The following is a 14,819-nucleotide window of genomic DNA, read 5'->3' as shown; positions in this document are numbered from 1 at the left end:
TTCGTTTTCCTATCTTCCTCTTTAAAGGCATAAAAAAGCCGCTCAAAAATATGAGCGACTTAGCAAGCTAAAATGATTATAAACAGTAATTACAATCTATTTTGTTAAGATACAAACATTATTGTTAAGTTACTCACATTAATGTCTAATAACCAACTTTAATGTCATTCTACATTAATTGTCCTCCAACAATAAAAGCGGGAAATGGAACCCCTTAATACTAAGGCACTTATTCTAAGAAGACTCCGACGTTCAAACAATAAATATGGGAAATGATTTTATTTTCAGCAAACAATAAAAGTGGGAAATAAACGCTCAGAGAATTTAAAAAAAGGGACAAAATCGTCCCTCTTTTTATTGATTTAATTGATTAAATATTTCATTACTAACCTCTTCGGAGAAAGACAATCCCAATCCAGCGATTCGTATGATCGATGAACGGTTCATCTTCTCACCATTTAAACGCAATTGCTCAGCTACATACTTAACTCTTCGGATCTGGAAATCTTCAACAGTCTCTGTATATAAACTTATCATATATTTTGTACGAGGTAGTTTCTCCAAATTATTTTGTACAAGACCTGTCTTACCAATAAGCTTACCTAACGTATATTGAGTCACTCTAATAGGTTTTTGAATAGACATTAATAATTCTTTAGCGGCACATGATATTTCTTCAGCCAGTTCCTTATCACGCTTTATCCAATCAACCCGATTATCCCCACCATACTTATCTCGACAAAGGAGTTTAGGAGAATTTTGATCTAACCATTGTCGATCGTTACGATACAACCAAATAAATTCACGGCTTGCAATTTTTCTAATTTCATTTTTTGACTTCGATGGATTTGCCCTCATAGTGCTCAACCAATGAGCGCGATACTTTTTAAGAATAGATTCTGAAGCGATCTCATCATGAAATGGATCTTCTGATATTCCATTCAATTTATCAAATTGTTTTTTTACGGTACGTCTATCGACATTCAATATCGTCGCTATTTTTGCATTACTTGTTTTTTCTCTCTTCATTTTTGTTAACTTTTCTAACCATACCGACCCAAATTCTTTAATTCGACCAATTCTGTAAACATCAGCTTCATCTTGGTCTGGACCAAGACGTGCAAATGTAAATCCACAAGTGCATTTAAAAGTACCTACTGGTTTTCTTGTTTTAAAACATGCGGTGATCTCACAATCCACAATAACTTTTTCTTTATAATGATTGGCTGCTGGGTTTAGACATGCCCAGGGACCTTTGCCAAACGGATGATATATATCCTCATTGTAAAAAAACTTCTCTGGTGTCACATTGAGACAGTTCATAAGTAAAATATGCCTTAATGGGTGTGCAGGAGATCCCCTGAGCATTTTCGCGAGCCAATTATGGTCTGTTTGAATAACAGAACACCCTATACGCTCTAGTAACTCACTACCATAATGCGCGTGCAAGTGATTCACGATATGTTGTCTAACGTTTCCTCCTGCCGTTAAAAAGCCCTTTAGAGCTAATTCACTATAATATTTTCTTTCAAGTACTTCCTCTGGGAAATTGGGCACCCCATTTTCTAAAATCCAATAAATGGATTTTGTCATTTCCCATTCTGAATCACTTATATCATGATTTTCATGGCTGTAATCTGATTTTTCTAAAACTCTTGTGATATCCTCAAATGCCTGAATTGATCTGTCTGAACTAAAGCGGATTGCACTGTCGACTAATCTACATTTATGAAATATGCATGCGAATATACCAGGAAGTTGGTGGTGACGATGCCAATATGCCTCACCTACTCGTTCGTGATCCTCGTTGATACATCTGGGACAAAAACGTAGGAATTCGGGGTTTTTCACTGTACTTGCCACCACTCCGAGTACATAATGAATAACTCCCTTTTTACCTTCTGAACCATTAATCATCATTTGTATCACTTTATCAGCTCTTGTCTTTGGTAAAAAAGGCCGAAAGAACGGATATAACGTATGCTTTTCAATAATTTGTTCAGGAGTGTGCGCATCGCCAGGAAGTTGTTTACAAAAAAAATTAAGACCATTGGGAAAATCAATGGAAGCAGCACCTCTTTCTCCACCAAAAAGGTCTTTAAATGTCTGTTGTTGACTTGTGTTTCTGCTCCAAATATGATATCTAGCACATGCACTATAAAACAATTCATCTGAATGTAATGAAAAAAAAGGTAACATAATTGATCACCTCAGCTACTCAAAATTTTCTTTAATAACATTTGCATTTTTTAAGGATTCGTAAGAATCAACTCCATTAGAAATTCTTCGTAAATCATCATTTTTGTAATTCCCTACATTTGAGCTTTTTTTTCTCAATTTACTATTTTTCTTATCCTTCAGTTCCTTAGCCAATTCCATTGCAGACATCATTAGCTCTAGTCCAATATCGTGATTTGCTTGATTATAGTCAACCGTTCTTTCCGCCGCTTCCCAAGCAATCGTTTCTTCGACGCCTAGATTAATCAGCCATTGAACAATTTTCAACTCAGGCGACATTTCATCCTCCAGTCTATTATTCACAACAACTTCTCGTTGGTTCTTAAGCGTGTTTAGAACACCTGCAATAGAAACCCTCTCCTGGTTCTTTACGAAGAACTCTTCGAGATCAAGCATTTCAGGGTATACATCTTCATACCGTTCCAATGCTGCTAAATCACCAGATTTCATTGCATCTAAAACAGGACGTACCAACCTAAGGCTTTCCTTAGAAACTTCTCGAATAAGAGCTGGAGTTAATCTTTCATCATCTTGTCCAATTACACTCCATTGAGCAATCATATATAACTTCACAGCAATATCAGTGATGCCCTGTGACTCATTATAAAAAACTTCTATAAATTCAGAAGTTAATTTTGTAGGTACATTTGTCCACTGATAATCCCACAATACCTCTATAAAATGCTCCCATTGTTCATCCTGAACATAATTTGACCAGGTCATATCACCTTGACCTGAAGCTCGTCTAGCATTCGAAAAAAGTTTCGTCAGTGGTCTCATTGCTCCATAAGTGCCGATTAACATAACGGGAACTCCTATTGAGTTAGTCAGCTCGGTAATAAAATCGAGCATCTTTTTCATCCCCCCACTGGCGGCGGATTTTAAACGCTGAATCTCATCAATAACAAGAACACCTAATCCAAAGTTTGCTGCTAAGAATGACATATCTGGAATCAAGTCCTCAGCGGATTTTTTAGATCTACAAAATTTTGAATAATAATTGGTACCTAATATAGCATCCACATATTGAAAAAATTGAAGAACTAATGCTTTCATTGATCCATCTCTAGGACACTCAAGCTTGACCCAAACTAATTGTTGTCTGATCAAATGGTTTCCATTGTAATTTACATGTTCAATAACTTGAGGATATAAGGATAAGACAGTCTCGATGGCAGTTGTCTTTCCAATCCCACTTGTCCCAATCAAGGCAAAACCCGCAGCAGAAGATCGGATTATGGGGAGTTTATCATCTGTCAATTGTTCTAATCCATCAAATGCTATCCTCATTTGTTTTATCCATTCAGAAGATAATGGATTTCGGGCAAAGTATCCATTACGAATCATTCTTGACATTCGCTGCTCCAAATCAAGCAACTTAGGCATCGGCTCAATAAAGTTCGAAGCGATTCGTTGTACTGCATGAAGCCTTTTATGTGGAGGCCATAACCGCTCTTGGTTATTTATTGTAGGGTATCTACTCATTTCAATAGCTGCCTCTTCTAGCGTTTTTATAGGAGGTAAGGCTTCAATGAACGCATTGTGACAATAGTTGGGCTCATCTGAAGTATAATACTCGGCTTTAACTCTCTTCCCCATAAAGGAAGGTCTAGCATAAGGCAGCATTTTTTCTTTTAATTCTGTAGACATTTATGCTTTCCCCCTCTTTTTTCTTAGTATTTCCAGTGCATTTTTTTCTTTGGAAACCTGGGGTTTCCACTCTCTTTGAGTCGGATGAAGCGGTTTTCCAGACATTGTTGACTTTTCTTCCCGTAGATCGAATACTTCTTCAAATCGATTGCGCTCCTTTTCATTCTGCCTTTCTTCGCGTGAAGTTTTTTCTCGTTGAGTTTTACTCATTGGATTATTTTTCAAAGCATTATCTTTTCGTACTTTTGCTCTTTTAGTGATATTTTCAATTCTTTCATCTCTTTTTGTTGTCGCTTGGACTTCATCATGCAATTTTTTTTGGATTTTCTTCTGAGCAAAATATTCCTCCACCTCTTCAAAACGAAGACCTTTGAATTTCTCGCTCCTTGGGAGTAACTTACAAGTTATGGGCTGTCCTTCTTCATCTATAAAGTAAATAACATCAGTCCATCTTCGATCATAGGAAATCTTGATGCTCCAACTCCCTCTGTGGTGAGAGAGTTCAAACCACCCTTCACTAATGGCTCTGGGGCAGCTATAATACAGATTTTTAAATTTAATACCTTCTCTTTGAACCGAAGCTGTTGCTTGAGGCAATAGATTCAGTTTAGCAAGGCGCGGATCAGCTTCTCGAAGACGACCTGATTCCGCTAAACCCCATCTCCACAATTGATCTGGCACTGGTAATACACCATCTTTTATCATCCCTTTTGTAAGCGGGTACTCATCTATAAAATGTGAATTATTGAATGTCAAAATGGTATCGATCAAAATAGCCGTAAAGTCATTCAGCGTTAATATGGCATTTTTCGCAGGTTTTTGATCTCCTCTTTCTCTTCGCCTTCCCTGTGTGCTCCCTGCCAACCAGTGAATAACCTCCTCATTTAAAAATCCAAAATCTCGTTCTACCACGGGTTTCCAATCAGGGCGAAAAGGCGCGGTATGTGAGGTGTGCATGTCAAAGGCATTCACTAGCATTGATGAATAGTTGCCAATAAATTCTGGTCCCCTATCAGTGATAATTTGATCGGGTATAAATGAAGCATTCCACGTATCCTCTGTTATTTCGATATCATATCTTTTACAGTAATCCACTTTGTTCTCAAATGCATTGGCGAGAGCCATCGCATACCCTTCCCAATTTGGGCCCTCCAGTCCGACATATAATCCTGCGATCTTTCGGCTAAACGTATCTGAAACGAGATAGAGAACAGGAGAACCAATAATAATGCGCGGATCAAGTTCACTAACTAACAGAATGTCAGCTATCGTAGAATCCACTTGATAAAGCTTTCCAGGCCCATCAGCCATTTTAGACACGTCATCTAACACAGCTCGGTGTTTTGTATTGAAATTCTTCATTCCATCTTTTCTCATCAGTGTTTTTTTAATGATTTCGTCCTTCCTTACCCAGTAAGTGAATTCGCGGAAGGTATATCGCTGACTTAATGGAGGTAAGACTGGTGTTTTTTCATCATTATTCACTTCATAACCTACGTTGAAATATTTCCTCAACATTTTTTCGTACGTTTTAATCAACGGGAGTTTTTCTTGAATGTAGAACTTATCATACGCCAGCTTGAAAATTTTCACTGCTTCAGGCGTTACGTTCAGTCCATGAATACCATGTGAGACTTCGATATTAGACCTGCGCCCGCGTTTACCCTGTCGATCGTTATATTTACTTTGACTTTTTTTTAGATCCGTTACGATGTTTCGTGTTTTTCCTTTCCCCCCCTTATTTTTCTCTTCGGAGAAAAGCGCATTTTTAGTCATTCCGCCTTTCCAATACCGACGTAAATATCTCAATACATCTTTATACTGCACATTCCATTTCTCTTGAATTTCCTTAATCATGATTCCTCGAAGTTTAGGATCATAAATGTCTGGTTCATCTGCAACAAGGTTTTCAATTAGTTTCCAGTAAAAATCTCGCTTCTCATACGCCTTATATGCGGTCGTAATATCGGGTAAATCCAGTCGTAGAAACGGATCTTGTGTGCGTTTGATTGCTAACTCATTTTCAAAAGCAGATTCAATTCTTTCAGCTTCTGTAACCTTAGGAAAACCATTTTGCTCATCAATGGGGTATACAATAACTTGATCACCCGCTTGATTTATCCACAATATGCGCTCGAATCGACTCTCTTCCTCATCACCAATCCATTCAATTATAGAGTTGACTGTTAACATAGTTTTGGAACACACACCTTTGTATTTGATTAATATTCACTTCTCTAGTAATATTTAAGGGAGCGGAGTAGTCGATTTTATTACTCATATTAATTTTCCAAACTCTCTTAGAAATGAAGTGCCTAATAATCCATACACTGGTCCCAACTTTCAAGTTGAATTTCTGATCAACTATTCCAGCCGCTTGTGGAAAAGCTGCTGTACTCATTTTCAGTTCCTTATATAAAACGGGTTCTATATCATGTAGTAACTCTGAGTTTACCTCGGGTGCATTTTTTAAATGATAAGCTCTATGGAACCAAGAAATATTACGAATCACATTCATATCCAATTGTTCTTCAGTTATAATCCCCCAGTCTACATCACGTTCCGTCCAAAACATCCTCTCGATTTCTAATTTTTCAATCGTTCTTTTTGTATTAAGCGTTTTTTTAGGCATTACAGATCTTGCGAATAATTTTGTGTTATATTCGTCCATTCGAACGTTTATTAAAAAATCGGTATGCATAACAGCAGGTGCTTTGTTTTTAATAATTACTGGATGCTTAATATTCAGGCGTTCTGAGATAGGTATTGTCTCCCTTGGCGATAATAGATATTTTTCACGAATATCACTCACTGAAAGGCTCCACTCTAAAGTATAAAAGTAATACAATTCTAAATTGGAAAGCAGATGATGTACTCTGTCCGTCTTCCAGCCCTTTATTTGATGGGACAATCCTAAAGAATGAATATCTCTTACCTGAATCCCTGGTTTGTATTTCTTCCCATATCCTTGCCCTTTACCGAGCTTTACCATCCTATCGTAACGTTCGTAGATCGATTTTTGTCTTCTCAAGCTCTTCCCTCCTCGTGCTGCGCCCTGTTACCAGTTCTGTTCCGTGAGCTCATTTCCATTTCATTGAATAGTTGGTTATGACGTAATCATAAACAGAAAAAGCCAAATGATCACTGCACAATATTTTGCACAGCCTGTTTTCATCCGAAAATAGATAACAAGATAAATACATGAATTTAAAATTTATTTTCTTCCAAACTTACAGTTTTACCATAGAAGAATTATATATTTATAAAGTAATTAGGTAATTTAAAAATTACTTCTAATCCAATTTTTAGGCATTTGTGGTAATTTCAATATTACCTTATATTCAATTATTGACCACTACAGGTGATTTAAATACTACCTCCAACAAAAAAAGAAGCCCCAAGTCATTTTCGACTTGAGGCGCTTAAAACTACTTGTTGATTTCAAAGAAATTATTGAATCGAGATAAGTTATCGTAAAACTGTCCTTTATCACTGTTCTTACAATGGTCAATACAATTAAAAAATAAGGCCTTTAACCCCGTACGAATCTGTTCATCCTTTAAGTGTTCGATAATTTCAGGAGGTAACGTGCGATCATTGGTCACATGGATCAACAACTCTCGCCATGATTGCGGAAAATTAACTTTTTTCTTTTGTAATGCGTTCAAAGCTCCTCCTGGAGCCAGTTCTTCAAAGGTAAGCCAGTATGCTTCCAGATAATCGCTTGAAGGTTTGGTTCCATTAATAAAAGCTTTCACACGGTCTTCAAGTGCCGAGTATTTCACATCTTTTCCATATCTATGTAATAGTAAATCCTTCAACCTAATCAAAAAAACATTGAGTTCTTCTTTTGTCAAATCCTCAAGAGAGTCGCGGACGTTTTGGATTAACATATCTCACCTCGTACCTTTTTTAGGAATTGTCAGTGAACAAATTTAGCAATTAATAAATTAACATATATATATAAATTCTAAATTCTTGGTTAATAACCCTTTTTTTCGTTTTACTTTTTCTGAAAATATGTTTTTCCTCTTGGTCTCCTATAAGGTTGGCTTTCTCAATCATAATGATTGCATCAAATCAAAAAACAATTCATACGTTTATATCATGAGGAGGATGAGAAGAAACATGAGGAAATTCGAAAATGCACCCATTGATAACCTATTGGTGGCTGAAGATCAAAAAGCAATTATGGATCTCTGTGAAAAATTGAAATCAAAAAAGGTAACTACCGATGATATGAATCGGTTATTGGAGATCACTCAAATAAACCACGAGATTTTTTCAACGTTTCAACTTTCTTTAATTTTGAGAGTGAGTATCGTTTTACTTGAGGGAAGTGACCTCAGAAACTTATGCGATTATATTCATGAGAATATTATGGGGGCATACGGCTTTATTGAGGATTGATTCGAGTTGATCACTATGAACTGATAATAAATAAGAAGTAGCGGGTGGAACATTCCCGCTACTTCTTATTTATTTCTTATTTAGTATTTCATAAACATATTGCCCCATATCATCTTCTAATTGTCCTCTAAATACATCATCTTCAAGAACCTTCCCGTAAAACTCTTGATTTTTCTCATATCCCTCTACCACGTATTCGATGAAACTTTTTCGGAAACCCAAAATAAAATCATCATAAGGATTGTTTTGGGCTTGAGTCGATAAGGTTTGATCTTCTTTTGCAATCTCCACCAATTGTTGAAGGCTTAATTTTTCGTGTTCGCTAAACTCCGTACCGTTTTTCGTATTTAAACGTTCCAGAATAGCTGTCAATGGATCTTTTGGCGGGGGGTCGTTTAAACCACCTCCGCTTACAGAAATAGATACTTTGTAATCCTCACTATTTTCGTTTATCGTAATGCTGCCCTCGCTCTTTTTCTTGATCGAGTAATATTCCAACACAATTTTGTCTTCTAAATTAATCTTGCCGCTCGCTTTTAGGGCAACCTTCTTTAAGAAATACCGAAGGAATACAAAAAGTTTATGAAGCTCGACATCTACAAAAGGTGTAATTTGCAGGATAAACATGTATATATTAATGAATTTCCGAGCTTTGCTGACAAAGTCCCGCTGCTCCTCCTCCAAAAGCGCCGAGTAACGTTTCACAGCCAAATCAATATAATTATTGGATAATTCCGTATCTCTTTTATCGAGTTTTTCTTTATAAATTATTTCTACGAATTTTTCGATTTCTTCATCCCGCAGAATAAGATAGTTTTCTAGCTCTTGCTGGATGCTATACAGCTCATTGGGCTCTACATCTCCTTCTAATACGGCATCTTCATAATAAGGCAGAAAGGACTTTAAAATATCCTCTGGATCATTTACGAAGTCCAAAATAAAGGTATCCTCTTTTCCAGGATATATACGGTTAAGTCGTTGCAACGTTTGTACGGCTTTAAGGTTCTTCAATTTTTTGTCCACGAACATCGTATGCAGTTTGGGTTGATCAAATCCTGTTTGATATTTTTCAGCGACTAATAAAACTTGGTATTCATCGCTGTCAAACTTTTTCGGGAGCTGAGTCTCCGAAAACCCATTCATGTGCGTTTCCGAAAATTCATTTCCTCCATCTTTGACGGTCTCTGAAAAAGCTACCAGTGCCTTCATGTCCGTGTAGCCTTTTTGCTTTATGTATTTGTCGAAGGATAGTTTATACCGAACCGCATGTAGACGAGAAGCGGTCACGACCATCGCTTTGGCTTGTCCGCCTAATTTTTTTTGTGTGACTTTTCGAAAATGCTCAATAATGATTTCTGTCTTTTGATCTATATTATGCGGATGCAAACTCACAAATCGAGAAATAGCCTTGGTCGCTTTTGCACTATCAAACTCAGGGTCTTCTTCAATCTTCTTTGCAATTCGAAAGTATGTTTTGTAGCTAACGTAATTTTTAAGGACGTCCAAAATAAACTTTTCTTCAATCGCTTGTTTCATACTATACAGATGAAATGGCTTATCATGGGTACCGAACATTTTCAACGTACTTCCCTTAGGTGTGGCCGTAAACGCGAAAAAGCTAATGTTTGGCTGCTTACCGACACGGGTGATTTCGGCTACAATCTTTTCTTCGGTATCCGCTTCATTCTCTTCGGCTTCTTCATCCAATTTCTGTGCTTCCTCGAGGGTTAGGCTGGTCGTTAACGCTGCCATGTTCTTGCCGCTCGTCGAGGAGTGCGCCTCATCGATAATGATCGCGAAATTCTTATCCTTTAATGTACCTAGCTTATCTAAGATAAAGGGGAACTTCTGAATGGTCGTAATGATGATTTTTGCGCCTTTATTCAGAGAGTCAGCGAGCTGTGAGGAATCCCCCTCAATTTTCGCAACCATGCCTGCTTTATGTTCCAATTGGTATACAGCCTTTTGCAATTGTTTGTCGAGGACTTTGCGATCTGTCACGACAATGGCGCAATCAAAAACAGACTCATTAGCATCATTATGTAGGGTGGAGAGGCGATGGGATAACCATGATATCGTATTGGTCTTCCCACTTCCCGCGCTATGCTGGATGAGGTAGGAGTGTCCTGCACCCCATGCTTTTGCGTGTGACAACACTTTTTTCACGGCATCACGTTGATGATAACGCGGGAAAACTAGCGTTTCTTTCGTGATGATCTTCCCCTCATCATTCTCTTCCTCATCTACTTTCAAATAGACGAATTTATCCAGAATTTCTAACAGGCTGTCACGGGATAATACATCTTCCCATACATAGTGAGTCTTCAGTTTACCGTCCACTGTGGGATTTCCCTTGCCGTTATTTTCCCCTTTATTAAAAGGCAAAAAGAACGTTTTGGTACCATTTAATCTGGTGGTCATAAATACCTCGTTGGTATCCATCGCAAAACAGGCGATGACGCGCTCTTTAAAACGGAACAACGTATCATTCCCACTTCGATCATACATCCACTGATGCTTTGCGTCATCCACGTCTTGTCCTGTAAACTCATTCTTCAGTTCAAAAGCAAGTGTAGGTAAACCATTTAGGAATATCACAAGATCCACACGTCCCTCATCCTTGTAGACGAGTTCTTCCGTCACCGAAAGACGATTTTGGTTAACAAGGACCATTAGATCCTGGTTAAGCGAAGTTGGCGGTTGAAAATACGCCAAATGCAGATGTACGCCGTAGTCTTTAATGCCGTTACGAAGCACATCCACCATCCCACGGCGTTTAAGTTCGTTTTCTAAACGAAACAGAATTTTTTGCTTGTACTGTCCTTTATAAATTTCTTTCAGTTTTTCTAGAGCCTTCGTTTGTGTAGCTTCAAGGAACGAAAATAACTGCGTTTCGTCGATTGCATATTGACGATTATAATCCTGGTTTGTTCCTTCAATATAACCGTTTACCGTGGTCAAATATTCCTTGACCACGGTCTGAAAGGCACGCTCTTTTAAGGCGTTTGGCGTAATTATCATCTCTCCATCTCCAGTTCGCTTGCAGTGTAATTCCGAACATCTATTTTTCCAGTGACAGCTTCATATATGAGGCTCTGTCGATATTGGCGCAGAATATCAATCAGATTTTCAACATCCATAATAACCTCTTCAATCTCTGCTATCTTTTTAGTTAGAAACTCAGATATTTCGAATTGTTCCGAAACAGGAGGCATTGGAACTGGGAATTCTTTAAATACATCAGATTGTAAACGCCAACGGCCTAAATTAGAAACTCCTTGGCCATGCCCATAAAAAATTCTATTCCAATAGCACAGTTGAAAATAGTATAAAAAATATTGATGACATTGAGTGTCATCTCTTTGCACAAAGACTCTATAATCAGGACTCGTTACACCTTCATATTTTGAACAGTCTACAAAACCAGTAAGTAAATCCATAGAATTCATGACAAAATCTTTTCGCCTTACTTCTTGATATTTCGAGTAATCTGCTGCATGCTGCCCTTCGTTGTTGTCTAAATCTTTGATCTTTAACCCTCTTTGAGTTAAAGATAGTACCTTGGGCGATTTATCATTTTTTATTACTTTTTTTATAGAAAAAACATATTTTAATTTCTTTATAGTCCAGTATTCGGGTACTTCCCCAATCCACTCAACCCCAGAATTCTTCATCTTTACCTCAGGGTTTAATCCCTTGGTCACGGCTTCGGTTATTATGGCTTGACGCTGTTCTTTCAATAAGGAAATCAACCTTACTTTATCAGAGATCAGAGAGTCGATCTCTGCTGTTTTTTGATCAAGGAAGCTGGTGATTTGGGTTTGTTCTTCAAGTGAAGGTATAAGAACGATTCTTTGCTTTATGGTTTCGCCAGTAATCAGCGGTTGTGCAGTTGCCGTTGAAAATTGATTCAAATTTAATTGTTTTAATACATAAAAGAGATATTCCATGTTAATGATTTGCATATTATAATCATTAAGATACAAACTATTATCTGTAATCCAGCAGTCACTATCAATTAGATGTACGTTCCCGCATAATGCCCCTACTCTTCCTATTGCAATTGTTTTACTAAAGATATTTGCCTCTTCTGTATATCCCATAATACCGTTTCCACCAATTACGGGTATGGTCATTTCGCCACGTTCTTTATTGACTAACTCATTATTTAGGGAATCACCACTTTTACATCTTAAATACCATCTTAGCTTAATCTTCTTCCAACGTTCGGGCATTTCTCCTATCCATTCATCGCCACTATCTGTATATCGATCATATCTCTTAATCTGCACCATCAGCCTAACACCTTCTTCAGCTTATCCAGTATACCTGCTTCAAGTTCTTGAATATCTCTCAAGATATCCTGTGTGCTACGAAGAGAAGTATATTGATAAAAATGCTTCGTAAACGGAATCTCATAACCGATTTTTGTTTTACTTTCATCTATCCACGCATCAGGGACATGAACAATTACTTCGCGTTCAAAGTATTTTTGGATATTTTCTTTCAAAGGAATACTTTCCGTATCCCGAAGGACGGGATCTGCTTCTACATTCCCTTTGCTGTCTTTACATAGATCAGCCGTCTCATCTCGCTCGGATAATCCCATATAAATGGATTTCCATAAGCCAGCTTTGACTTCAGACATATCTTTAAATAAGGGCTTTAATGCCTTTAAAAAAGCCTCGCGGTTTTTGTACAACTTATCCGATATGCTTTGACTAAGAACAGAAATGATATCATCTTGAAGTAACTTTCCCTTTTTCCATGCTTCTAACTTTTTTATATCAATTCCCTTCTTATTTTTTTTACGTGATAATTCCATATACGCCTCTTCATCATATAGCTTCACAAATGCTGACTCATTGTATATATTATTGATGCGATCGGCGGAGATCATAAAATTTAGTTTAAGTGGTTGTTCTACCGTAATCTTATGATAGCCAAAGTCTGCTAGATCAAAGATTTTACAGTATTCTTTCTCTCTGAAATCACCATATAAACGTGTAATCTCAGCAATTTGGGACTCGCTGATTTCATTCCGCTTATTTCCAAGGTTTTTACGCATCTTCACGCAAAACTTCGTAGCATCCAGCAATTGAATCTTACCCTTCCTTAAGGAGCCTTTGGTGAGATCATTATTTTTACGATTCGACAAAATCCATATGTACGTCGTAATTCCTGTGTTGTAAAATAACTGATCAGGTAAAGCAACGATACCTTCTAACAAGTCTTCTTCGATGAGCCAACGTCGAATTTCACTTTCTCCGCTACCCGCATCACCAGTAAACAGCGGAGATCCATTTGAGATAATGGCCATCCGACTTCCTTTTTCATCACGTTTCATTTTTGAAACCATATGTTGCAAGAAAAGAAGTGATCCATCTGAAGTACGCGGAAGACCCGCTCCAAAACGGCCCTCGGTTCCTTTTTCTTCATATTCTTCTATGATTTTTTCGCCATAGTGTTTCCATTCCACACCAAAGGGCGGGTTCATGAGCGCATAACGCACTTGTAAATCTTTATGTCCGTCCGCATCGGTTAACGAGTTTCCAAAGGCAATATGTCCTGCATTTTGCCCTTTAATTAAAAGGTCTGCACAAGCAATCGCATAGGACTTAGGATTGATTTCTTGTCCAAATACCTCTACCTGTGTCTTCGGATTTAATTCTTGAATGTAACGTGTAGCTTCGGACAGCATTCCGCCTGTTCCACAGGCGAAGTCGCCGATTTGAACAATCTTACCTTCTTGCATGAGCTCAGTCTGGTTCTCACTTAAGATCAAGTTAACCATCAATTGAATAACCTCGCGTGGCGTATAATGATCCCCTGCTTCTGCATTTTCAGAAAAACGACGAATCAGCTCTTCAAAGATGTATCCCATTTGCATATTGGACACTCTTTCAATACCTAAATCCATACCTGCAAATTGCTGAATCATACTATATAACAAATTATGTTCATTCATTTTTTGAATTTGTTTATCAAACTCAAATCGTTCAAAAATCATACGTACGTTGGATGAGAACCCTTGAATATAATTACGAAGGTTAGCTGCGATGTTATCAGGATCTCTTATTAAAGATTGAAAATCAAAAGTGCTGGTATTGTTGAAATCGAATCCTGTTATTTTATTTAAAATGGCATCATGTTTAACTGTATTTATTCTTTCAAGTACCTGTTTTTTGGTGGGTTGCAATAAGCTATCAAAGCGCCGCAATACGCATAAAGGTAACACAACTTCTTGGTATTCCTCTTTTTTATATGGTCCACGCAAAATATCGGCATTTTTCCAAATAAAATTCACAAACTCATTATTCTTTAATTCTTTCATTTCTGACACTCCCTCTTAATATCAACCACTTTATATTTTAACATTCGACATGACTACGAAGATAACCTTTTGAAATCCTATCCTGATCTTATCAAAAAACATTCCCATTAGAAAAAGCATGGTTCATCACCATGCCTTTTTCATAGATATATTAATAATTGATGCTTCTGATAATTCTTCAGCCAGT

9 protein-coding genes are annotated in these 14,819 nt (G+C 37.4%); 1 reads left to right on the top strand and 8 read right to left on the bottom strand.

Annotated features, from left to right (window positions below):
* Positions 1–354: 354 nt before the first annotated feature.
* The 5 genes from MKX60_RS07265 to MKX60_RS07245 form a co-directional block, all read right to left on the bottom strand.
* Entirely contained in the window at positions 355–2,199 is a 1,845-nt protein-coding gene (locus tag MKX60_RS07265; RefSeq protein ID WP_341059423.1) for a TnsD family transposase, read from the bottom strand.
* A 15-nt stretch (positions 2,200–2,214) separates the two neighbouring features.
* Positions 2,215–3,888: an ATP-binding protein gene (locus tag MKX60_RS07260; RefSeq protein WP_341059422.1), complete on the bottom strand. Its 1,674-nt coding sequence runs from the start codon at positions 3,886–3,888 to the stop codon at positions 2,215–2,217.
* Positions 3,889–6,081, bottom strand: a complete 2,193-nt coding sequence (locus MKX60_RS07255; protein ID WP_341059421.1) for a Mu transposase C-terminal domain-containing protein — start codon at positions 6,079–6,081, stop codon at positions 3,889–3,891.
* Positions 6,056–6,919: a TnsA endonuclease N-terminal domain-containing protein gene (locus MKX60_RS07250; RefSeq protein ID WP_341059420.1), complete on the bottom strand. Its 864-nt coding sequence runs from the start codon at positions 6,917–6,919 to the stop codon at positions 6,056–6,058. The genes MKX60_RS07255 and MKX60_RS07250 overlap by 26 nt, the downstream gene beginning before the upstream one ends.
* 397 nt (positions 6,920–7,316) lie before the next feature.
* Positions 7,317–7,781 carry a hypothetical protein gene (locus MKX60_RS07245; RefSeq protein WP_341059418.1) on the bottom strand — a complete coding sequence of 155 codons (465 nt, stop codon included), beginning with the start codon at positions 7,779–7,781 and terminating at the stop codon, positions 7,317–7,319.
* 235 nt (positions 7,782–8,016) lie between these two features.
* On the opposite strand from MKX60_RS07245, the gene MKX60_RS07240 reads away from it, so the two are divergent.
* On the top strand, positions 8,017–8,298 hold the full coding sequence (locus tag MKX60_RS07240) for a hypothetical protein (RefSeq protein ID WP_341059417.1): 282 nt from the start codon (positions 8,017–8,019) through the stop codon (positions 8,296–8,298).
* A gap of 69 nt (positions 8,299–8,367) precedes the next feature.
* Here the strand turns inward: MKX60_RS07240 and MKX60_RS07235 are convergent, their stop codons facing one another.
* From MKX60_RS07235 to MKX60_RS07225, 3 genes are read right to left on the bottom strand one after another with little or no spacing between them, the layout of a single operon-like run.
* On the bottom strand, positions 8,368–11,319 hold the full coding sequence (locus MKX60_RS07235) for a type I restriction endonuclease subunit R (protein ID WP_341059416.1): 2,952 nt from the start codon (positions 11,317–11,319) through the stop codon (positions 8,368–8,370).
* The gene (locus tag MKX60_RS07230; protein WP_341059414.1) at positions 11,316–12,593 is read right to left on the bottom strand and encodes a restriction endonuclease subunit S; all 1,278 of its coding nucleotides are present in this window, start codon (positions 12,591–12,593) and stop codon (positions 11,316–11,318) included. The genes MKX60_RS07235 and MKX60_RS07230 overlap by 4 nt, the downstream gene beginning before the upstream one ends.
* Positions 12,593–14,632, bottom strand: a complete 2,040-nt coding sequence (locus MKX60_RS07225) for a type I restriction-modification system subunit M (RefSeq protein ID WP_341059412.1) — start codon at positions 14,630–14,632, stop codon at positions 12,593–12,595. The genes MKX60_RS07230 and MKX60_RS07225 overlap by 1 nt, the downstream gene beginning before the upstream one ends.
* Between the last annotated feature and the right edge of the window lie 187 nt (positions 14,633–14,819).

Source organism: Paenibacillus sp. FSL R5-0914 (assembly GCF_038004525.1).
Lineage (GTDB): Bacteria > Bacillota > Bacilli > Paenibacillales > Paenibacillaceae > Paenibacillus_AQ.
The sequence above is the reverse complement of the archived record's forward strand: the minus strand, read 5'-3'. Positions and strand labels throughout refer to the sequence as shown.